The following is a 22,302-nucleotide window of genomic DNA, read 5'->3' on the forward strand; positions in this document are numbered from 1 at the left end:
CTAATGAGCATGTGTCTGGCGCTGATCTGCGCCGTTGCAGCAACCGCTCAGGCCCAGCAGGGACCGTTGCGGATCGAAATCACTGAAGGCGTTATCGAACCCTTGCCCTTTGCCGTGCCGACTTTCCAACCTGAAAGCGGCGATGCCGGGCAAATGGCCGTTGATCTGGCACGCGTGGTTTCCGAAGATCTGGTCAGCTCAGGCCTGTTCCGCGAGATCCCGGCAAGTGCGTTCATCTCGACCGTCAGCGATTTTAACGCGCCGGTGCAATATGCCGACTGGAAAGCGATCAATGCGCAGGCGCTGATCACCGGTGCGGTGAGTGTTTCGGGAAATAGCTTGAACGTAAAATTCCGCCTCTATGATGTGTTCTCGGGTGCCGAACTTGGATCTGGCTTGCAGTTTGCAGGAACGATTGATGGCTGGCGCCGCATGGCACACAAGGTCGCCGATGCGGTTTATTCGCGGATCACCGGCGAGGGCGGATATTTCGACAGCCGCGTTGTGTACGTGTCCGAGACAGGCCCAAAGGATGAGCGCCTGAAACGTCTGGCGATCATGGATTATGACGGTGCCAATGTGCGTTATCTGACCGACAGTGCGTCGATCGTATTGGCCCCGCGGTTTTCGCCCACGGGCGACCGTATTCTGTACACCAGCTACGAAAGCGGTTTTCCGCGGATTTACGTGCTGGACATCGGGTCGGTTCAACGCCGCGTTCTAGAAAGCGCCGAGGGCACGATGAGCTTTGCGCCGCGGTTTTCGCCTTCTGGCAACACGGTTGTCTATTCCCTGACCCAAGGGGGGAATACGGATATCTACACGATGGATATTGCCAGCGGCCAATCTGTGCGCCTGACGAATACGCCAGCAATTGAAACGGCACCCAGCTATTCGCCGGACGGCAGCAAGATCGTGTTCGAGAGCGACCGTTCCGGCAGCCAGCAGCTATACGTCATGCCTGCCAGCGGTGGCGAGGCGCAGCGTATCTCGTTTGGCGAAGGCCGCTATGGCACGCCCGTCTGGTCCCCGCGCGGTGACCTTGTTGCATTTACCAAACAGAACAAAGGCCGCTTTCACATCGGCGTGATGCGTCTGGATGGATCAGAGGAACGTTTGCTGACCGCATCGTTCTTGGACGAAGGCCCGACATGGGCCCCCAACGGCCGCGTGATTATGTTTGCCCGCGAAACCCAAGGGACCGGGGGATCATCCTCGCTATACTCCGTCGATATTTCAGGCCGTAACCTGAAACCCGTGCGCACCCAAGAAGGCGGGTCTGACCCGTCTTGGTCGCCGCTCCAGAACTAACTACCGCAGCGTCTTGGTATTTCCCAACGTCAAGACGCTGTGCTAACACAAAAGTAACTATGTTAACGCCAACTTTGCAAAGGCAGTCTCTATGAACCGTATTCTGACCAGCACTCTTTTGATCACCGCGCTTGCCGTGTCGGCTTGTACGAACCCAAACCGCTTTGGCGGGGACAATATGAACGGTGCGGGCGGGCTGACCGGCGCAAACGGCAGCATCATTCCCGGCAGCGCAAATGATCCGGCATCGACCGCGTATTTCCAGCAGTTCATCGGTGACCGTGTGCTGTTCGAAGTGGATCAATCTTCGTTGACCCCTGCCGGTCAGGCGACATTGGATGGTCAGGCGAGCTGGCTGAATACCAACACGGATTATCAGGCCGTGATTGAGGGGCATGCAGACGAACAAGGTACACGTGAATATAACGTTGCCCTTGGCGCACGCCGGGCCAATGCAGCACGCGAATATCTGGTATCACGCGGCGTGGCGGGGCACCGTTTGCGCACTGTCAGCTATGGCAAGGAACGCCCGATCGAAGTGTGTTCGCAAGAAGCATGCTATGCCAAGAACCGCCGCGCCGTCACAGTGTTGGCCGGTGGCTTGTCCAGCTAAATCAAAGCGAAACGGTTAGGATGACGACAATGCGGTTTGTTATGATGGTGATGCTTGGGCTGGCCTTTGGGCCCGTCGCAGCGCAGGCACAAGACGCGGAAACCTTGGCGGATGTGCGTCAGGAACTGACCTTCTTAAATGTCGAAGTCCAAAAACTGCGGCGCGAACTTTCCACCACCGGCGGGGCCTCTTTGAATCTGACCGGTGGTTCCGTGCTGGATCGCATGAACGCGATGGAAAGCGAACTGCAACGTCTGACGTCCAAAACCGAAGAACTTGAGAACAAGATCAACCGTGTTGTGGTCGATGGCACCAACCGGATTGGCGATCTTGAGTTCCGCCTGGTCGAGCTTGAAGGCGGTGATGTGGGGGCTATTGGTGAGACTTCGACGCTTGGCGGCGGCGACGCGCCCGTTACCAATGTGCCGACAACAACACCGACCCCCACCAACACTGCCGAACTTGCCGTTGGCGAAGCTGATGATTTTGAGCGGGCGAAGGCGGCGCTCGCTGCCGGTGACTTTCGCGTCGCCGCTGACCAGTTTGAGGCCTTTAATCAGACCTATCCAGGTGGCCCGCTAGGCCCCGAGGCTGATTTGCGCCGGGGCGAGGCCCTAAGCGGGCTGAGTGATACACGCGAAGCGGCGCGCGCCTATCTTGCCAGCTTTAGCGCGGATCCGGTCGGGACGACGGCCCCCGAGGCCCTGTACCAATTGGGCAAGGCTTTGGGCGCGCTTAATCAGGTGCAAGAGGCATGTGTGACATTGGCAGAGGTCGCGACACGCTTTCCCACCAGCCCCTATGTGCCGCAAGCCGCAAGCGAGCGTGCTGCGCTGAATTGCCAGTAATTCGATGACCGTTGATCTGGCGCGGTTGATCGCTGACCAGTTTTCAGACATCCCGCGAAAATCTATCGGCATTGCCGTATCGGGTGGCAGCGATTCCATGGCGCTGCTGCATCTTTTGCACAGTTTCGCGCAGGAACATGGCACAGAAATCTTCGTCGCAACGGTCAATCACGGATTGCGCGCCGAAGCGGCCGAGGAGGCGGCGATGGTTGCTGAGGTTTGTGCGCAGCTTGGGCGAAGCCATCATATCCTTGATTGGAACGACTGGGACCACAGCGGCAATCTGCAAGGCGAGGCCCGCAAGGCGCGCTATGGTCTGTTGACGCAATGGGGCCGACAGGTTGGGGTGGATTGCATCGCCCTTGGTCACACCATGGACGACCAAGCCGAAACCTTCTTGATGCGGATCGGGCGGCGTGCGGGTGTCGATGGGCTGGCAGCGATGCCGCATCGTTTTGACCGCGACGGCATGCGGTGGGTCAGGCCGCTTTTACAGGCCCGCAGGCTGGATCTGCGCGGCTATCTGACGGCACAAGGTATCGGCTGGGTGGACGATCCCAGCAACGATGACGACCGGTTTGACCGGGTTCGAACCCGCAAGGCATTGTCGATTCTATCCGAATTGGGAATCGACGCAGATGCGATCAGCGATGTGTCGCAGAACCTGTCCGCCGCAAAAGACGCGCTGAACCATCAGATGCTTACAATTGCACGCGAAATTGTGACGTTGCAGGCTGGCGCTGTTACGATCGACGCAAATGCACTGGCCGCGCAACATCCCGAACTACGCCGACGCCTTGTCGTGCATGCCTTGAAATGGGTGAATGGTGCCTATTACGCGCCCCGCAGCAGCGCGGTTAACTCTGTGTTAGACGCGCTGGAACATGCATCTTCGGCAACTTTGCAAGGCTGCGAGTTGAGAAAAAAGGGTGAAACTCTTTGGATTTTCAGAGAGTTGAACGCCGTCGCCAATACGACCGCACAGCCCGGGGAATTGTGGGATAATCGGTGGCATCTGGTGCCGCCCGTGGGCGGAACTGGGCGCAACGAACCACTCAGCCTTTGCGCGCTTGGCGCTAAAGGTCTATACTCCTGCAAGGATTGGCGCGCCTTGGGCATTCCGCGCGCCGTGCTTTTATCGACACCGGCTGTATGGAATGGCACGCGCTTGATTGCCGCACCCCTTGCTGGTTGGCCGCAAAACTGGCAAGCACGGCTTAATCGCGGCGAAGATACCTTTTTTGCCGCACACATAACGCATTGAACATGCGCCCAGCGTCTCTATCTTATAGACAACGGGCACATCGTCTTGATGTCGTCCCCCGGATTTAGGAGAGTTTCCTTGGGTAATATGCGTAATCTCGCCTTTTGGGTCGTTTTGATGTTGTTGGTGTTGGCGTTGTTCAACCTGTTCAGCGGATCAACCGGCGGCCTACAAAGTCGCGAAATCAGCTATTCCGAATTTGTAACAGCGGTTCAGGCGGGCGATGTCCGCAATGTCACGCTGGATGGCGAACAGGTTCGCTTCCGTCGTGCCGATGGCTCTGACTATGTCACGATCATGCCACAGGACGCCGAAGTCACTTCATTGCTGATGGCAAATGACGTACCCGTGCGCGCAGAGCCGCAGCAGCAATCTGGTTTCCAGACATTCCTGATGTCTTTGTTGCCGATCCTGCTGCTGATCGGTGTGTGGATTTATTTCATGAACCGCATGCAGGGCGGCGGCAAAGGTGGGGCGATGGGCTTTGGCAAATCCAAGGCCAAGATGCTGACCGAAAAGCATGGCCGCGTGACGTTTGATGACGTTGCTGGCATCGACGAAGCCAAAGAAGAGCTGGAAGAAATCGTTGAGTTCCTGCGTAACCCGCAAAAGTTCAGCCGTCTTGGCGGTAAAATCCCCAAAGGCGCGTTGCTTGAGGGCCCTCCCGGTACCGGTAAAACATTGCTGGCGCGTGCAATCGCGGGCGAAGCAGGCGTGCCGTTCTTTACCATCTCGGGTTCCGACTTTGTTGAGATGTTCGTGGGTGTAGGTGCATCCCGTGTCCGTGACATGTTTGAACAGGCCAAGAAAAATGCGCCATGTATCGTGTTCATCGACGAGATCGATGCAGTGGGCCGTTCGCGCGGTGCCGGTTACGGTGGCGGCAATGATGAACGCGAACAGACGTTGAACCAATTGCTGGTCGAAATGGACGGCTTTGAGGCGAACGAAGGCGTGATTATCATCGCGGCGACAAACCGCAAAGATGTGTTGGACCCTGCCTTGCTGCGTCCGGGTCGTTTCGACCGTCAGGTCACCGTTGGCAATCCCGATATCAAAGGCCGCGAGAAAATTCTTGGCGTGCATGCGCGCAAGACACCGCTTGGGCCTGATGTTGATCTGCGGATCATTGCACGTGGTACACCGGGTTTCTCGGGTGCTGATCTGGCGAACCTCGTGAACGAGGCGGCTTTGACAGCTGCACGTGTAGGCCGCCGTTTCGTAGCGATGATGGATTTCGAATCTGCCAAGGACAAAATCATGATGGGTGCCGAGCGGCGTTCGATGGTTCTGACCCAAGACCAGAAAGAGAAAACCGCCTATCACGAAGCAGGCCATGCCATCGTTGGCATGATGCTGGATAAATGTGATCCGGTCTATAAGGCCACGATCATTCCGCGCGGTGGTGCCTTGGGCATGGTGATGAGCCTGCCCGAAATGGACAAGCTGCAAATGTTCAAGGATGAAGCCGAACAAAAGATCGCCATGACCATGGCGGGTAAAGCGGCTGAAATCTTTAAATATGGTGCCGACAGCGTGTCCTCTGGCCCGATGGGTGACATCATGCAGGCCAGTCAGTTGGCACGCGGTATGGTGATGCGGATGGGCATGTCGGACAAGGTTGGTAACATCGACTATTCCGAAGCTGCTGCCGGCTATCAGGCCAACGGCGGGGCCGGGGGCTTTAGCGTCTCTGCCGCGACCAAGGAGCTGATTGAAAGCGAAGTTAAAGCGATCATCGACACAGGGTATGACCGCGCGTTCAAGCTCATCCAGGACCACGAGGAAGAATTCGAGCGTCTTGCCCAAGGCCTGCTGGAATACGAAACCCTCACTGGTGAAGAGATCAAGCGCGTCATGGACGGCAAACCACCGCAAGACCCTGATGGAGAAGACACCAGCGGTATGGACAAGCCTAGTGTGACGTCGATCCCCAAGGCCAAGGGCAAAAAATCGCCCCCTTCGGGCGGGCTGGAGCCTGAACCAACGGCCTGATCAAGGTTGCTGATGGTATTATCAAAATAAGTCATAAGGCCCTGCACCAGCGGGGCCTTTTCTTTTTGGGCCGTACCGCGCAATCTAATAGCACATGTTTGTTCAAGGATCGCCAAGATGCCCACCCTAAAGAAAATCGATTTTGTCGCCACAATTACATGGCTGGGGGTCGTGCCAAAACTTGCGAAAGGTATCCGCGCGGAACCACGTGATGAAGTTTTCGCCAGCTATGCGGGGTTTGAGGAAGACGTGCATGCCGGGTTAACGCGCCCGTCCTGTGTGCGCGTTAAGAACCTATATCCCGAAGGCACCGAAATAGCGAATGTGCGCCAGCTCTCGATCCTATCCGCTGAGGAAATGGCACAAACGGCGGCGGATATGGGGCTTGAGACACTGGCCCCTGAACATTTGGGCGTCTCGATTGTGCTCGAAGGTATTCCTGATTTCACCCATGTGCCGCCCAGTGCGCGGCTTCAGGCGGCATCGGGTGCGACGATCACGATCGATATGGAAAACCGTCCCTGCGTCCTGCCCGGACGCGAGATCGAACAAGACAGCCCCGGCCATGGCCCCAAGTTCAAAACCGCAGCCAAAGGTCGACGCGGTGTGACAGGATGGGTTGAGAGGGAGGGCGCGCTGAAACTCGGCGATCGTCTGTGTTTGTTCATCCCCGATCAGCCCGCATGGAAACACGGCTAAGGCCCTTGGTCGCGGAAAATCGTCAAAAATACCTACAATATGACGCGCCTGAAGCCCTGCTCGCCGCATCAAGCGGTGGAAAGGTCGGAAATGCGCCCTCCGGATGTGGTCATGGCCGCGTATGCAGGGCAAACACAAGCACTGCGATAGGGGAGATCACAGAATGGCTTTTAAGACCGATATCGAAATAGCGCGGGAAGCGTCAAAGCGACCTATTCAGGAAATCGGCGAAAAGCTGGGCATCAGTAGCGATGATCTGCTGCCCTATGGCCATGACAAAGCCAAGGTATCCCAGTCCTTCATCAACTCAGTTCAGGACCGTGCCGATGGCAAACTGATCCTTGTGACTGCGATCAACCCGACCCCCGCAGGCGAAGGCAAAACAACCACAACCGTTGGCTTGGGCGACGGGCTGAACCGTATCGGCAAAAACGCAGCCATCTGTATCCGCGAGGCATCGCTGGGCCCGAACTTTGGCATGAAGGGCGGGGCCGCGGGGGGCGGTTATGCGCAGGTTGTGCCGATGGAAGAGATGAATCTGCATTTTACCGGCGACTTTCACGCGATCACTTCGGCACATAACCTGCTGAGCGCGATGATCGACAACCATATCTATTGGGGCAACGCGCTTGAGATTGATCTGCGTCGCGTCGTGTGGCGCCGTGTCGTTGACATGAACGACCGCGCCTTGCGCCAGATCACCGCATCCTTGGGCGGCGTATCTAATGGTTTCCCGCGCGAGGCTGGGTTTGACATCACCGTAGCATCCGAGGTCATGGCGATCTTGTGTCTGGCCAAAGACCTAAGCGATCTGCAAAAGCGCCTGGGTGATATGATTGTTGCCTATACCCGCGAGCGTAAACCGATCTACGCCCGTGACATCAAGGCGGATGGTGCGATGACTGTGCTGCTGAAAGACGCGATGCAGCCGAACCTTGTTCAGACGCTCGAGAATAACCCAGCCTTTGTGCACGGCGGCCCCTTTGCCAATATCGCGCACGGTTGTAACTCGGTCATCGCGACAACGACCGCGCTGAAGCTGGCGGATTATGTGGTGACTGAAGCGGGCTTTGGCGCTGATCTAGGGGCCGAGAAATTTCTGAACATCAAATGCCGCAAAGCTGGGCTGGCCCCGTCTTGTGTGGTTGTTGTGGCCACCGTGCGCGCGATGAAGATGAACGGCGGCGTGGCCAAGGCCGATCTGGGGGCCGAGAACGTCAAAGCGGTTCAGGCCGGTTGCCCGAACCTTGGGCGCCATATCGAGAACCTGAAATCCTTTGGCGTGCCTGTGGTTGTTGCGATCAACCACTTTGTGACCGACACCGATGCAGAGGTGCAGGCGGTCAAGGATTATGTCGCCAGTCAGGGCGCAGAAGCCGTTCTGTCGCGCCATTGGGAGCTGGGCAGCGAAGGATCAGCGGATCTGGCGACCAAAGTGGTCGAGGTCATCGAAAAAGGCGAGGCGGATTTCGCCCCGATCTATCCTGATGAGATGAGCCTTGCCGATAAGATCAACACTATTGCGATCAAGATATACCGCGCCGATGCGGCGGTGATGGATGGCAAAATTCTGAGCCAGCTGAAAGATTGGGAAGATCAAGGGTATGGCAATCTGCCGGTCTGTATGGCCAAGACGCAGTATAGCTTTACCACCGATCCTGAACGTCGCGGCGCGCCAACGGGCTTTAACATTCCCGTTCGCGAGGTGCGCCTGTCTGCAGGGGCCGGGTTTGTCGTGGCGATCTGCGGTGAAATCATGACCATGCCGGGGCTGCCAAGGGTGCCATCAGCCGAGAATATTCGCCTGAATGACGCAGGTGATGTTGAAGGTCTGTTCTAAAGGCTTATGAAAAGGGCGCAGGGGAATACCCCCGCGCCCTTTCCTGCTTTTGGCAGGGATATTTAAGAGCCAGAGAAGATGAAGGACGGTTTCCATGACAGCAAAGATCATTGACGGCAAAGAGTTCGCAGCCCGTGTACGGGGGCAGGTGGCAACACATGTGGCACGGCTGAAAGCAGATCACGGGATCACGCCGGGGCTGGCGGTTGTCTTGGTTGGGTCCGATCCGGCATCCGAGGTCTATGTGCGCTCCAAGGGCAAAATGACCGTCGAAGTCGGGATGTCGTCGGTCGAGCACCGCTTGGACGCCGATACGGCTGAGGCTGATTTGCTGGCGTTGATTGCAGATTTGAACGACGATCCGGAAATCCACGGGATTTTGGTACAGCTGCCGTTGCCCAAACATCTGAACGAAGACTTGGTGATCAATGCGATTGACCCTGCCAAGGATGTGGACGGGTTTCATATCTCGAACGTGGGATTGTTGGGGACCGGGCAAAAATCGATGGTCCCTTGTACGCCGCTGGGGTGTTTGATGATGTTGCGCGACCATCATGGTAGCCTGTCCGGCATGGACGCCGTGATTATCGGGCGCAGCAATATCGTCGGCAAACCGATGGCGCAGCTTTTGCTGAATGATAGCTGTACCGTGACGATTGCCCATTCGCGTACCAAAGATTTGCCAGACGTCGTGCGCCGTGCGGATATTGTGGTTGCGGCGGTTGGCCGCCCCGAGATGGTTCCCGGTGACTGGATCAAGCCCGGCGCGACGATAATTGATGTGGGTATCAACCGGCTTGACGCGCCGGAAAAGGGCGAAGGCAAAACACGGCTGGTCGGGGACGTGGATTTCGCCAGCTGCGTCGAAGTTGCGGGCGCGATCACACCTGTGCCAGGCGGCGTCGGCCCGATGACGATTGCCTGCCTGTTGGCCAACACTGTCACCGCCTGTTGCCGCGCCAATGGTCTGGCCGAGCCTGAGGGGCTGACTGCTTAACCGCCGGTCACCACCTGATACATGATACGTCCCGGCAGGAAGGTGAACGCGCCTGCACCCACAAGCGCGCCCAGAGTCAGCAGCTTCATGCCGCGGGCATGGGCGCGAATGTTTTTGGCTCTGGCGGCACGGAGATTCACGACAAGCTGAAACAGGACGAAGGCGGACAAGATATGGATGGGGCCTAAGGGGCCGAGCATTCTGATCTCGTGGATACCAAAACTGCTGAGCGCGACGATTGCTATCATGGCGGTCCAAGACCAGCCCATCCAGCGATGGGCGGTGGAGCCGCGCGGTAGGGTGAAAATGGCAAGAGTCAGAATGACCGCAGCTATGGCCAGAAAGGCGTGGATTTGGATCACAAGGCTGGCGTTCAATAGGGGGGACAGGGACATTTGGAAACTCCGTTGTATTCACTGCCCGTTGCGTGCCAGATTTAGCATGCGCATCCCAAGCGGGTTTGCGTGAATGGCACCGGGGCTTCGTGAATTGCGGATTGGGTTAGAGAATGTCATCGACGCATCGTGAACGAAAAGGCCGTTTGGTCTGGCTGGCCTTTTGGTCATTGGCAACGGTGCTATGCGCCATCGCCGGACCTTTTGGCACCCATGCCGCTTTGCTCCTTGGGCCGAGGTTGATCTATTGGGCGTGTGTTATCGCGCTGTCCGTGTTGGGAACAGCATTGGTTCTACGGGCGGCAAAAGACGCGCCTGTCTGGAAAACCGCAATGCTTTGGGGCGGTTATATTACCATGCTCTCGGTGCTTATTCACACCTTGAACAGTTGGTTGTTTGAGCCGTGGCAAGGCACTTGCCAGTTGCTATATCTGTGGGTGATCATCGCGGTGACGGTGCTGGTGGTTCATGGCGCGGTGGGCCTTGCGCGATATGCGTTTCTGGCCCCTCCCAAGACCTCCGCTCAAGATCCAGAAACAGCCTTTCTGCGTCATCTTCCGCTGGAAAAACGGGCACCGTTGATCAGGATCGAAGCGCAGGACCATTACTTGAATGTCGTGACACAGAAGGGCAGTGCGCTTGTGTTGCTTCGCCTGCAGGATGCCGTCGCCGCGCTGCACGCTGCAGAGGGGTTACAGGTCCACCGCTCGCATTGGGTGGCCAAGAAGGCTGTCGCGCAGCACCGCCGCGTCCAAGGGCGTGATTATCTGGTTCTGGTTTCGGGCGATGAAATTCCGGTAAGCAGGAGCTTTCGGCCGGCCGTGATAGAGGCGGGCCTTATCTAGACGGGCACGGGGACCATTGTGCCTTGCAAAATCGCGATCAGTTTCTCTTGGCCATTCTCAATCGCAAACACCTCTGATGTGACAACGCACAACCGTTTTCCGGGTTTGATCAGCTTACCAATCGCGATCAGGCCGTCGCCACGTGCAGGTGCTATCAGGTTTATCTTGATCTCGGCGGTGACGACCTCCATGCCCAACGGCAGGCTGGTCAAGGCGGCATAACCCGCCGCGCTGTCGCCGATAGAAAACGTTAGACCCGCATGACCGAACCCTTGCTGTTGCAGCGCGCCCGGCAAAATCGGGGCTTCAATTCTGACGACGCCATGCGACACTTCAGAAAGTTTGGCCCCCAAGGTGGCCATCATGGATTGGGCTTCAAAGCTGCTGTAAATTCTGGTCTTTGCTGCCGCGTCCATGGGGGGCTCCTTTGGCCACAAGCTGGCATATTCTGATCAGCATGCAAATGCCTATCGCGGCATTGGTACAGCGGTGGGATGGGGGCCTGTAAGAATGGCACAGGCCTTAGCTGACATAAGCGACCGAATTGGCTCTGAGTCGGTCCGCAGCCCGCCTGTGTAGGTGCCATAGGCGGGGAGGATCAGGCGGGCCTCGTCATAGAGAAACGCAGGCCTTGAGATGCTGCGCCGCCCCACATTCAGCGCGGCCTTCGGATGGTAATGCCCCGAAACTTCGCCCTGGGCGGCGGGGGTTGCAATGTGCCGGAACGACAAAGCCCCAAGTTTCAATTCGACCATATGCGTTCCGCCAAGCTTCACCGAACCTGGGTCGTGGTTGCCCTCGATCCAGATCCATCTGCGCCCGGCCTGCAATTTGGTGATCCAGTTGCGTTCGTCTGCAGGCAAAGCATTCGCCGCGCCCAGATCATCAAAGCTGTCCCCTAGCGCGACGACTGTTTGCGGGGCGCAGCGTTCCAGATCATGTGTCAGCTTGGTCAAAGTATCGCGAGTCTCATACGGGGGTAATGTGGTGCCGCCGCGCCGCGCGATACGCTCGGATTTCCCTAAGTGCAGATCCGAAACACATAGCAAGCGATGCTCGGCCCACCAAAGCGCGCCAGAGCCGAGTGCGGTTAAATTCGCGCCTGATAATGAAAAATCAAAGCCTAAGTTCATGCTTCGTTCATGGGGTATTGTGGCACCAACTGCAAGAGCGATGCTGACGTCGATCTGTCCCGAGACGGGGGTGCCATGAGTATTTTCAAAAGGGTGAAGCCGAAGCTGTTTACGCGCGATTAACCACGCGGGGATTAAGCTCATAGCGCGGTACAGGCTGGAGAGCCGATGGCCGTAAAGGGTGAAGGCGTCTTGGCGGGAAAACTAACTCGACCGAGACGTCTTCCGATCTTCACCCTTTCTTAAATACTCAAAATGCAATGGCTGAACCCATTATGTAACGGCAGTGTTTATCCGCCTACCCGCCAGCGGGGGGTATCAGATGGGGGCGGGGTGAGGTTGGCCAGCCCTGATGCTTCCATCAAACGTGCAGCCTCTTTGGCAAGTAGCCGCTCTTCAGCCGCCCCTTTTACCGGCACGCGGCCGACCTCTAGAAACAGTGGTGCGGCAAGGGGGCTGACCTTGCGCAAGACCCTGTGATCAATCCGTCCGTCGATACGTTCAAGCATTTCTTGAATTCTGGCAAAGTCGACCAAGCCGCGCAGCGCCTCTTGGCGCGTGATATCAAGCATAAGGTGATCCGGGTCGTATTTGGTAAGCGTGTCATAGAGAATGTCGGAGCTGAACGTCGCCTGCCTGCCGGACTTGCGGGCTTGGGGTGTGTTGCGTTCAATCAAGCCGGCGATGGTGGCAGAGGCGCGGAAGGTCCGTTTCATCATGGCATTTCCAGCCAACCATGTATCCAGCCCATCTTGTAGCGCCATTGGATCGAGTAGAGGGGCGGGGTCCGTAACTGGATCAAGGCCCCAGATCAGCGTCGCATAATCCGTGGCCACAAAGCCCAGAGGGTGCAGCCCGAGGTCCTCCATTCGTTTGGTAAGCAGCAGGCCAAGCGTTTGCTGACCGTTGCGCCCCGCAAAGCCGTAGAACACGGTTTGCGCATGCCCGTCATGGGGGAAGCTTTCGATCAACAAACGGCCGGGCTGGGGTAATTGGCTGACCTCGCGTTGCAGGGCCAGCCACTCGGCGGTGTGGTCGGGCAGTTCGGGCCAACTGTCTTGGGTGAACATCCGCTGGACCCGTGCAGAAAGCTGCGTCGAGGTGGCGAATTTTGCACCCATGAAGGATGCGATACGCGGCTTTTTGACAGCATCGCGGCTGACCTCGACGGTCATTTCGCGCAGGCCTTCGTATTTCACGATTTGTCCGCCGATCAAAAACGTATCCCCGTGGGTAAGAGACGCGGCAAAGTCTTCTTCGATCTCGCCCAGAGGTTTGCCGCCACGGTTGCGTTTCATGCGAACTTTGAGCGTGTCGGTATCCTGAATCGTGCCGATGTTCATGCGGATGCGTTGGCTGCTGCGGGGGTCGCGCAAAGACCAAAACCCATCGCGTTGCACCAGCCGTTGCCATTTGTCGTAGGCCCGCAATGCGTAGCCCCCGGTTGCGCAAAAATCGAGGCACGCGTCGAACTCGGGCCGGGTTAGCGACGCATATGCGCCGGCTGAAGTAACTTCGGTGAACAGCGTATCTGCATCAAACGGACCCGCGCAGGCGGTGATCAGGATATGTTGGCACAGCACGTCGCGAGGGCCGGGGCCGCGGGGCTCTCCGTCCAGTTCTCCGTCCAGAACCGCTTCGACCGCGGCGACGCATTCGACGACCTCGAACCGGTTGGCAGGCACCAGAAGCGCCTTGGAAGGTGCATTATAGCGATGGTTCGCACGGCCAATCCGTTGAACAAGGCGCTTCACGTTCTTCGGCGCGCCGATTTGTATGACCAGATCGACATCCCCCCAGTCGATGCCCAGATCAAGACTGCCGGTGCAAACGATGGCCCGCAGTTCGCCACGCACCATTGCTGCCTCGACCCGTTCGCGTTGCGTGCGGTCAAGGGAGCCATGGTGGATACCGATAGGCAGGCTGTCGTCATTTGCCAGCCACAGGTTGTGAAAGAAAATCTCGGCCTGTGCGCGGGTGTTGTGAAAGATCAGCGTTGTGTTGTGTTGGCGAATTTGATCAAGAACGGCGGGGATTGCATAGGCCGCACCGCCGCCAGCCCAAGGCGGGGCCTCGCTTGTGCGGAGCATTTGAACATCGGGGGGCGGGCCGGGATCTGCCAAAAGGATGGGGCAGGGATCGGGGTGGCGCGCCATGAAGCGGGCAATGGCTGCGGGGTCTTCGACGGTGGCAGAGAGACCGACGCGTTTCAGGTCGGGGCACAGGGTTTGCAACCGCGCCAACGCCAGCATCAGCTGATCGCCACGTTTGCTTTCTGCTAGGGCGTGGATTTCGTCAATCACGACCCGTTTGAGACCTTTAAACATACGCGGCGCGTCCTCGTAAGAGGTAAGCAGAGCGAGGCTTTCTGGGGTAGTTAGCAGGATATGCGGTGGATCGGCGCGTTGGCGGCGTTTGCGCGTTTGAGAGGTATCGCCGGTGCGGTCCTCAATGCGGATCGGCAGGCGCATTTCTGTGACGGGGGTGGTAAGATTGCGTTTGATATCTGCGGCCAGCGCCTTGAGTGGTGAGATGTAGAGCGTGTGCATCCCGTCGTGATCCCCATGGGCGAGATCGGTGAGCGTGGGAAGAAACCCGGACAGCGTCTTGCCCCCGCCGGTGGGGGCTATCAGCAGCAAGGCCGGGGCATCTGAACGGTTCAGCATCTCTTGCTGGTGGGAGTGAACCGTCCAGCCTTTGCTGGCGAACCATCGGGTGAACTGGGGCGGTAGAGACTGCATACTGTTTAGATAGCATGCAGCTGCGTGGGGGCCAGCCCCCACACCCCCGGAGTTTACGCAGCAAAATGAAATCAGGAACGGGGTTTGAGGTTTTTTATTGCTGTTTTGATGACGTTTGGAAGCGTTATGTCGGCACCTTCTGGGGCGGCGTCGAGAGCGCTGGCCACGTCTTTGACGAGAATGCCGATGGTGTTGTCAGGGGCAAAGCCGTCGCGGGAAAATTCGATGTCATCAAAGCCCGAGGCCAGCCAGTTCTGGCCTGAGGATGTGTGGATCAACTTTAGCAGTTTGCCCTCGTCCAGCCCGGATTGGTCCGCCCAGTCCAGCACGAGCCGGGTCATTGCGGTGTTGCTGGCGGCGAGCAGGTTGTTGAGGACCTTGGCCTGCATACCTGCGCCATACGCGCCCATATGATGGAAGTGTTTGCCCATGGCGCTGAACAGTGGCTGGGCGGCGCTTAGGTCATCGCTGTCGCCGCCCAGCATGAAACTGAGACGGGCCTGTTCTGCGGCGATTTGGGCACCCGACATAGGCGCGTCAATGAGAGTGATGTGAGGGGGCACCCGGTCGCGTAGTTCACGCACATATCGGGGGCTGAGGGTAGAGCATAAGATGATGCGGCGCAGGCTGGGAATGGCCGTGAAATTTTGATCCCCAAATAGAACGGCGTCGGTTTGGTCGATGTCGCGCACGACTGTGATAAGCGTCTCGAGGTCTTCGCAGAAGACCGCGATGTCATCAGTGATGTGATCCATTTCGGATGGAACCACATCATAGCCGCGCGCGGGAAGGCCCGCCGCACGGAGCGCTGCCAGCATGGGCGCGCCCATGCGGCCACAGCCCGCGACACCGATCAAAGACCGCATTTCATCATCTGGGGATAGCTTCGTCATCTATGAACATGTTGGCCCAGGCGCGGTCCATTAGATCGGGGGTCATTTGGTAGGGTATTCCTTCAAAGTCGCAGATGGCGATGATCTGGTCGATCAAAAACACCGGCTGGTAATTGACAAAGCTGTTGCCGATGCTGCGGTATTTATTGTTCAGCAAATGCGCCATCGTGGCGTCATCCAAGGGTATTTTGCGATCTTTTGCAACCATCGCGAAAATCTTGAGGTAGTTTCGCTGATCCGGTCCGTCGATCTTGATCTTGAAAAAGATGCGGCGCAGGGCGGCCTGGTCGAAAATCTCGTTCGGATGGAAATTGGTTGAGAAAATCACCAGGGTGTCGAACGGCACCTCGAAGTTTTCGCCGGACCGCAGGGCAAGGATATCCTTGTTTTCTTCGAGCGGGACAATCCAACGGTTAACGATGCTTTGGGGTCTTTCCTTTTGGCGGCCTAGATCGTCAACGATGAAAATCCCGCCGGTTGCCTTAAGCTGCAACGGGGCCTGATAGGTGCGGGCCGTCGGGTTGTAGACCAGATCCAACATATCAAGGGACAGCTCGCCCCCGGTGATAACCGTTGGCCGGGCGCATTTTACATAGCGGCTGTCATAGCTGGTAACGCGGCGCAAGACGTTGCGCTTTGGCTTTTCGGGAGGGGCGGCAGAGTGCACGATGGGATCGTAAACGGTGATCACTTGCGACGCGTACTCAATCGCGCGGGGGACATATATTTCATCGTCAAGGGCGGCGCGAATGCAGTTAGAGATGCTGGATTTACCGTTGCCCGGCGCGCCATACAACAAAATGGAGCGCCCCGCCGAAACAGCCGGGCCCAAATTTTTAAGTAGATCGTCCGGCAGCACCAGATGGTCCATCGCGCCCTCTAGGCGAGGGCGGGTGATCTGCATGTTGCGTACCGATTGGCGTTCGACCTGCTGTCGGTAAACATCGAGCGGGACAGGCATCGGGCCGAAATATTCGGACTGTGCCAGCGCGTCGAGCGCGCGCGACTTCCCCAGGTCGGTCAGATGATAGGCTATTTCATTCCTAGTATTGGCGTTCAATGTGCCCTTTGCCTCTACCAGATGCTGGTCGCGGGCCATATCGATCAGTTCTTGGGTAATCTGTACCGGCAGGCAGAGCGCGCTGGCGGTTTCGCTGACTTGCGCCACATTTATCCGGAACATCGTTTTGAGCATGATATCGAGCATCATGACCACGGGTAGTTTCATGTCCTGAAGGCGGCGCGGCGATGGCGGGGCCATCACAGCAGAGGTCTGCGCATTCATAAAAAGGCCTTTTGGGTCAATCAATCAAATATGATGATCTGTTACCGGGTGAATATGGCGCAAATCAGGCCCCGAAACGCGCGCCAAGGATCAAATAAATGGCAAGACTGGGTCCAAGCGCCAAGCCCATTGGGAACTTTTTGCTTTGCTCCCAGCTGGTCCAATCGGGTGCCAGCTTGCGTATCGGGCTGTATTTGACACCACGATGTGTGGCGGCGGCTGCCAAAATCGTGGCCATGAGCAGGGCCATCATAAGGCGCAGATCGCCCAAGGCGACGAAGGGCACACCGGCGGCGATGAATTTGGCATCCCCCGCCCCCATGACCCCAGCTCCATTTAAAAAAATACCGACCACCAAAGCCGCTGCCATGGCCAGCAGATGCCAAAGGTAGGTTTCAAGGGGGAGTGCAATCGGACCGATCACCACAAAAACCGCCGCCAAAGCCAACACTGTCGGGTTGGTGATCCGCATCCGTGCCATATCCGTGTAGGCGGCATAAAGGCAAAGCGGGACGACGAAGGGCAAAAACCACAAGGCTGCGTAAACGGTGATCGACATCACCGATCAGCCCGAATTTTCCAACGCACGCAGGGACCGGACAGCTGTTTCAAAATGCTGAGGGTGGGTGCTGATGGCGTCTTGTAGCAGCCCTTTGCCGGTTTCAACGTCACCTTTTTTGATCGCTGATAGGGCCAGCGTATGCAAAAGCTGTGCGCGTTCTGTCTGGTCCATCTCGATCGGCGGGAGGGAGTATTCGCGCTGTGCGCCGCGCGCCAGCACCAGATTGTTCTTGGCGGTAAACAGGGTGGGGTCCTGACGGATCGCGTCGCCAAACAGCCGTTCGGCCGCTTTGTATTCGCCGCGGGTCAGTTTGGAATATCCCCAGTTGTTCATCACCGATGCGGGCTGCATCGTCAGGCCGATTGCAATCTCGTAAAAGCTGTCGGCTTTTTCCCATTCCTTCTTGCTGTCAGCGACAATCGCCTCAAGCCGGTAGCGGTTATAGGTTTCATGGGTCGGGGGCACCGTGTCTAATGTCTTTTCGGCCTTGGCCCAATCGCCAGCACGGATCAGCGCGTCGGCGTAATCGACACTGTCGTCTGGTGTCGCCCCGTCCATCTTAACGGTCTTTGCCCAAACAGGTGCTGCTTCTTGATAGCGTTTTGCACGGACCAATGATTTGGCCAAGCCGCGCTGAATATCGATCCGGTCAGGGTTTTCCTGTGCGGTGCGCGAAAAGTAATTCACCGCCTCGTTTGGGTCAGCGACGGTCAACATCACATCGTTAAGGTTCGTTTCATCAATGACATTTACGTCTTGAAATGCCCGCGAAACAGCATTGTCGCCAGACGTGTCACCACAGCCTGAAACGACAGTCGCGCCTGCAAAGCAGGCGGCCAAAATCATGGGGTGGCGCATTTGTGCGTCCTTTTACTGCTCTGTCTTTGTCATGGTGCTGACCTGATCAGGAAGTCACCCGAACCGCGCCGCACCAATTTATAACTGTCCTCTTGATGTCGGATGGTAGCAGAGTTTTCGGTTTTTGCGAGCGCTAAGCGTAAATTGTCGCGGATTGCGTCACTTTCGCCATTGTCCAATGCATATGCCTTCCGGAACGTAAGGTTGGCTTCTGCCAATTTGCCGCGCTCCATTAAAACCACGCCCAGATTGTTCCAAACCTCGGGCTGCGTAGCGTCTTTGGCCACGGCATCACGCAGCAGTTTTTCGGCTTGTCCCAGACGCCCCAGACCCAGGTTGGCGCTGCCCAGACCGGACAGGATTTCCGCGCTTAACTCGGTCGCCAAAGCGGCGCGGTTAAAGGCGCGGATCGCCAGTTCGTATTCTCCGGCCGCCATCAGACGGTGTGCCACCTCGACCCCGTTTTCGACGTCTGCGCGCATGTTTACGCCCGGCGCAAACGGGCCTGCATCGCTACGCTGCGCCCCAAACGCAGGAAAACCGCCCGGGGAACAGGCGGTTAATCCGGTGATCACTGTAAAGAAAAGCACAAACGCAGCGCTGCGTTTGAGACTTTGGTGTTTGATCATCTTACACCTGCACCCAGCTGCGTAATTCCCAGTACGGACGGCGCTACGAGGATAAGTAGCAAAGGCGGTACTGTCAGCATCATTGTGGCAAGGGTCATCTTGGTTGGCAACTTGTTTGCGGCCTCTTCGGCGCGCATCACGCGTTTATCACGCATCTCTTCTGCATAAACCCGAAGCGCATCGGAAATGGAGGTACCAAAGGCGGCGGATTGAACCAACACTGTCACAAAGGATGAAATGTCCTGAACACCGCAGCGTTCGCCCATATCTTTCAGCACGGTGATCTTGTCTTTGCCGGCTTTCATTTCATAGGCGACGACCTCGAATTCTTCTGCCAATGCAGGATAGGAGGCGCGCAGCTCGCTTGCGACGCGGACGATACACTGATCCAGCGATTGCCCGGCCTCGACGCAAACCAGCATCATATCCAAAGCATCGGGAAAGCCGCGGGTGATCTGCTCTTTGCGCTCGGCCACCCGTTTGGTCACCCAGTACCGCGGCAGGTAATATCCAATGGCACCGGGGCCTACAGTATAAAGCATCATCTTTTGGGTGGTCAGCCCCACGCCGCCGCCCAGAAAGTTGACATAGACGATGCCGAAGACCATCCCCGATATGCCTAGGATCATTTGGGCAAAGTGAAAGAAACGCACCGCATCGCGCGAGGCATAGCCCGCCTGACGCAGCATCAGTTCTTTTGCGCTCAGTTCGTCGACGTTTTCCGGTTCTAGGAATTTGGCGAATTTTTCAAGCTGCTCGTTCCGGTCAGACTGCCGCAAACTGTGCTGAGAGGATCGGGACGAAGCAACCGCTGACTGGTTGCGCTTGAGCTTGGTGAGCGGGTCCTCTGGCTGGCGCAGGATCATCAGAACGGTCACGCCGATCATCATAAGCCCGATCACCCCCAACAGGATGATCCAGCCAAGCTGACCCATCATGTTATCAATGGCCATGAAAGTATCCATGATAGCCCCCTAAACCTTGATGTCTGTGAGTTTGCGCATAACCAACAGGTTTGCGCTGAGGAATGCGACCACCGCGATGCATCCGGGAACGAACAGCGGGTGGGTCATGACTTCGTCATAGTAATGCGGATCGCCCAACTTGATCACGATCAACGCGACAATTGGAAATGCTGACAGGAACTTGCCGGACCATTTCGCCTCGGCGGTGATAGCGCTTACCCTGCGAAAGAGCTTAAACCGGGCGCGGATCACTTTGGCCAGACCGGCCAGAATTTCGGCGAGGTTGCCGCCTGATTGCTGTTGAATGCTTACCGCGACAGCAAGGAAACGCAAATCTTGCATGTCCAGCCGCTCTGCCATGTCCTTGAGGGCTTCACCTATATCGCGCCCATAGGCCGCTTCATCCGCGATCACGCCAAATTCCGAGGCAAGAGGATCTTGGATCTCTTTCGCCACGATGGAAATCGCGCTCGAAAAGGGGTGCCCGACGCGCAAGGACCGAACCATCAGCTCAACCGCGTCTGGCAGTTGTTCCTCGATCATGTTCATGCGCTTTTTCGCTTTGGCCGCGATCCAAATATACACGGCACCAATGCCGATCGCGATTGAGATAATCAGCCGGATCGCTGGTTCGGTTGTGGTGCCGATACTTAGCGCTACGAATGCCACAACTGAAAGCCCGGCCATGATCATAACCAACTGCTGCGGTGTGAATGCGATTGCGGCTTTTTGCGCTTTTTCAGCCAGCATGGAATACATCGGGATCGATTTGCGATCCATGTGCTGTTGCATCTCCTTGCGCAGCTTTTCGAGAACCTCTTCGCGGCGCGTGCCCTTTTCCAGCATTTCAAGGCGCCGGTTCACGCGGCTGTTCAGGCTGATGGATTTGCCAAAGGCCACCAGATACAAGCCCTCGACCAGCACCAGCACACCGATAAAGATCAGACCATAGATGATTGGCTCAATGCTCATGAGGTATTTCCTTACTGTCCCGCAGCGGGTTCATAGATCGAGGATGGCAGATCATAACCCCACATCTTGAACCGCTCGGTGAAGTGGCTGCGCACGCCGGTGGCGGTGAAATGGCCGATGATCTTGTTTTCAGGCGTCAGCCCGACCCGCTGGTAGCGGAATAATTCCTGCATCGAAATGACATCGCCTTCCATGCCGGTGATTTCCGAGATCGAGGTCATACGGCGCGAGCCGTCTTGAAGACGCGAGGCCTGTACGATCAGGTTAACCGCGCTTGATATCTGACTGCGCACGGCTTTGAGCGGCATTTCAATCCCCGCCATCGCGATCATATTTTCCAACCGGCTGATGCCATCGCGGGCTGAGTTGGCGTGGATCGTGGTCATTGACCCGTCGTGGCCGGTGTTCATGGCCTGCAGCATATCAATCACCTCTTCGCCGCGGGTTTCGCCGACGATGATCCGGTCCGGGCGCATCCGCAGCGCGTTTTTCAGACAATCGCGGGCGGTTACCTCACCTTTACCTTCAACGTTGGGCGGGCGGCTTTCCATCCGGCCAACATGGGTTTGTTGCAGTTGCAGTTCCGCGGTGTCTTCGATGGTCAGAATGCGTTCATCATCATCGATAAATGACGAGAGCGCGTTCAAAGTGGTGGTTTTACCCGATCCGGTCCCGCCAGACACGATGATGTTCAGGCGCGTCGCGACGGCAGCTTGCAGATAGGCGGCCATTTCTTCCGAGAACGCGCCGAAAGCCACCAGATCATCAATGCCCAGTTTGTCCTTTTTGAATTTACGGATGGAAACAAGGCTGCCATCCACCGCAATTGGCGGCACCATGGCATTAAAGCGCGAGCCGTCTTTCAGCCGCGCATCCACATATGGGTTGCTTTCGTCCACACGGCGTCCGACAGCCGACACGATCTTGTCGATGATCCGCAACAGATGCTTTTCATCCTTGAACGTGATGTCGGTCAATTGCAGCTTACCTTCGCGTTCCACGAAAATCTGTTGCGGACCGTTCACCAGAATATCGTTAACGGTTTCGTCTTTCAGCAATGTTTCAAGCGGACCAAGGCCGGTCACTTCGTCATAAAGCTCAGAGTTCAGTTGAACCCGGTCTTCGCGGTTTAGAACGATGGATTTTTCGGACAGGATTTCGCTGGAAATATCGTTGATTTCCTGGCGCAGGTCCTGTTCGGTCGCGTGTTCAAGCGCTGCAAGGTTCAAGTTATCCAAAAGTGCCCGGTGAAGCTCCAGCTTCAGCTCGCTCATCCGCTGCTTGCGCTTCAGCTCACGGTCCTGCGGAGCTGCCGTCGCCTGTGGTGCCGCCCGACGCATCGTAACAGGTTTGATCGCAGTGGGGGCTGCCGGCTGCGGTGCGTCTGCCTGCAAAGGGGCTGCCGGTTTTGCCGGGGCAGGAGCGTTCGGCTTTTTATATTTAGAAAACATTGGGCG

At 57.1% G+C, this 22,302-nt stretch carries 21 protein-coding genes; 9 read left to right on the plus strand and 12 right to left on the minus strand.

Features of this window, described 5'->3' with window-relative positions; genetic code table 11:
• Positions 1–3: 3 nt before the first annotated feature.
• The 8 genes from tolB to folD all read left to right on the plus strand — a co-directional run bounded on the left by tolB (position 4) and on the right by folD (position 9,567).
• On the plus strand, positions 4–1,311 hold the full coding sequence (gene tolB / locus BM347_RS12705) for a Tol-Pal system beta propeller repeat protein TolB (protein ID WP_245764280.1): 1,308 nt from the start codon (positions 4–6) through the stop codon (positions 1,309–1,311).
• Between the two features lie 91 nt (positions 1,312–1,402).
• Positions 1,403–1,924, plus strand: a complete 522-nt coding sequence (pal, locus tag BM347_RS12710) for a peptidoglycan-associated lipoprotein Pal (RefSeq protein ID WP_093916845.1) — start codon at positions 1,403–1,405, stop codon at positions 1,922–1,924.
• Between the two features lie 29 nt (positions 1,925–1,953).
• Positions 1,954–2,772 carry a tol-pal system protein YbgF gene (gene ybgF / locus BM347_RS12715; protein ID WP_093917072.1) on the plus strand — a complete coding sequence of 273 codons (819 nt, stop codon included), beginning with the start codon at positions 1,954–1,956 and terminating at the stop codon, positions 2,770–2,772.
• A 4-nt stretch (positions 2,773–2,776) separates the two neighbouring features.
• Positions 2,777–4,036 carry a tRNA lysidine(34) synthetase TilS gene (gene tilS / locus BM347_RS12720; RefSeq protein WP_093916846.1) on the plus strand — a complete coding sequence of 420 codons (1,260 nt, stop codon included), beginning with the start codon at positions 2,777–2,779 and terminating at the stop codon, positions 4,034–4,036.
• A gap of 78 nt (positions 4,037–4,114) precedes the next feature.
• On the plus strand, positions 4,115–6,031 hold the full coding sequence (gene ftsH, locus BM347_RS12725; protein WP_483883287.1) for an ATP-dependent metallopeptidase FtsH/Yme1/Tma family protein: 1,917 nt from the start codon (positions 4,115–4,117) through the stop codon (positions 6,029–6,031).
• A gap of 117 nt (positions 6,032–6,148) precedes the next feature.
• Positions 6,149–6,730 (plus strand): MOSC domain-containing protein, encoded by a 582-nt coding sequence (locus tag BM347_RS12730; protein WP_093916848.1) that lies wholly within the window; start codon positions 6,149–6,151, stop codon positions 6,728–6,730.
• Positions 6,731–6,893: 163 nt separating this feature from the next.
• Entirely contained in the window at positions 6,894–8,570 is a 1,677-nt protein-coding gene (locus tag BM347_RS12735; protein ID WP_093916849.1) for a formate--tetrahydrofolate ligase, read from the plus strand.
• Between the two features lie 94 nt (positions 8,571–8,664).
• Complete coding sequence (gene folD, locus BM347_RS12740; RefSeq protein WP_093916850.1) at positions 8,665–9,567, plus strand: bifunctional methylenetetrahydrofolate dehydrogenase/methenyltetrahydrofolate cyclohydrolase FolD; 903 nt, start codon at positions 8,665–8,667, stop codon at positions 9,565–9,567.
• Here folD and BM347_RS12745 read toward each other — a convergent pair.
• Positions 9,564–9,962, minus strand: coding sequence for a DUF2306 domain-containing protein (locus BM347_RS12745; protein ID WP_093916851.1), 399 nt, complete (start codon positions 9,960–9,962; stop codon positions 9,564–9,566). The genes folD and BM347_RS12745 overlap by 4 nt on opposite strands.
• A gap of 113 nt (positions 9,963–10,075) precedes the next feature.
• Between BM347_RS12745 and BM347_RS12750 the strand changes: the two genes are divergently transcribed.
• Positions 10,076–10,807, plus strand: coding sequence for a LytTR family DNA-binding domain-containing protein (locus BM347_RS12750; RefSeq protein WP_093916852.1), 732 nt, complete (start codon positions 10,076–10,078; stop codon positions 10,805–10,807).
• Here the strand turns inward: BM347_RS12750 and BM347_RS12755 are convergent.
• The 11 genes from BM347_RS12755 to BM347_RS12805 form a co-directional block, all read right to left on the minus strand.
• Positions 10,804–11,223 carry a PaaI family thioesterase gene (locus BM347_RS12755; protein ID WP_093916853.1) on the minus strand — a complete coding sequence of 140 codons (420 nt, stop codon included), beginning with the start codon at positions 11,221–11,223 and terminating at the stop codon, positions 10,804–10,806. The genes BM347_RS12750 and BM347_RS12755 overlap by 4 nt on opposite strands.
• 51 nt (positions 11,224–11,274) lie before the next feature.
• On the minus strand, positions 11,275–11,940 hold the full coding sequence (gene pdeM / locus BM347_RS12760; protein ID WP_093916854.1) for a ligase-associated DNA damage response endonuclease PdeM: 666 nt from the start codon (positions 11,938–11,940) through the stop codon (positions 11,275–11,277).
• Positions 11,941–12,230: 290 nt separating this feature from the next.
• The gene (locus BM347_RS12765) at positions 12,231–14,681 is read right to left on the minus strand and encodes a ligase-associated DNA damage response DEXH box helicase (RefSeq protein ID WP_093916855.1); all 2,451 of its coding nucleotides are present in this window, start codon (positions 14,679–14,681) and stop codon (positions 12,231–12,233) included.
• A 71-nt stretch (positions 14,682–14,752) separates the two neighbouring features.
• Positions 14,753–15,574, minus strand: coding sequence for an NAD(P)-dependent oxidoreductase (locus tag BM347_RS12770; RefSeq protein WP_245764266.1), 822 nt, complete (start codon positions 15,572–15,574; stop codon positions 14,753–14,755).
• Entirely contained in the window at positions 15,552–16,859 is a 1,308-nt protein-coding gene (locus tag BM347_RS12775) for an ATPase (protein WP_093916856.1), read from the minus strand. Before BM347_RS12775 ends, BM347_RS12770 begins: the two co-directional genes overlap by 23 nt.
• A gap of 64 nt (positions 16,860–16,923) precedes the next feature.
• The gene (locus BM347_RS12780) at positions 16,924–17,418 is read right to left on the minus strand and encodes a prepilin peptidase (RefSeq protein ID WP_093916857.1); all 495 of its coding nucleotides are present in this window, start codon (positions 17,416–17,418) and stop codon (positions 16,924–16,926) included.
• A gap of 6 nt (positions 17,419–17,424) precedes the next feature.
• Complete coding sequence (locus BM347_RS12785; RefSeq protein ID WP_093916858.1) at positions 17,425–18,279, minus strand: tetratricopeptide repeat protein; 855 nt, start codon at positions 18,277–18,279, stop codon at positions 17,425–17,427.
• A 29-nt stretch (positions 18,280–18,308) separates the two neighbouring features.
• Positions 18,309–18,908: a tetratricopeptide repeat protein gene (locus BM347_RS12790; protein ID WP_093916859.1), complete on the minus strand. Its 600-nt coding sequence runs from the start codon at positions 18,906–18,908 to the stop codon at positions 18,309–18,311.
• Positions 18,905–19,873 (minus strand): type II secretion system F family protein, encoded by a 969-nt coding sequence (locus BM347_RS12795; protein ID WP_175498566.1) that lies wholly within the window; start codon positions 19,871–19,873, stop codon positions 18,905–18,907. Before BM347_RS12795 ends, BM347_RS12790 begins: the two co-directional genes overlap by 4 nt.
• 9 nt (positions 19,874–19,882) lie before the next feature.
• On the minus strand, positions 19,883–20,845 hold the full coding sequence (locus tag BM347_RS12800; protein ID WP_093916860.1) for a type II secretion system F family protein: 963 nt from the start codon (positions 20,843–20,845) through the stop codon (positions 19,883–19,885).
• A gap of 11 nt (positions 20,846–20,856) precedes the next feature.
• Positions 20,857–22,296: a TadA family conjugal transfer-associated ATPase gene (locus BM347_RS12805; RefSeq protein ID WP_093916861.1), complete on the minus strand. Its 1,440-nt coding sequence runs from the start codon at positions 22,294–22,296 to the stop codon at positions 20,857–20,859.
• Between the last annotated feature and the right edge of the window lie 6 nt (positions 22,297–22,302).

It is taken from the genome of Sulfitobacter marinus (genome assembly GCF_900116285.1).
In the GTDB taxonomy this organism is placed as follows: domain Bacteria; phylum Pseudomonadota; class Alphaproteobacteria; order Rhodobacterales; family Rhodobacteraceae; genus Sulfitobacter; species Sulfitobacter marinus.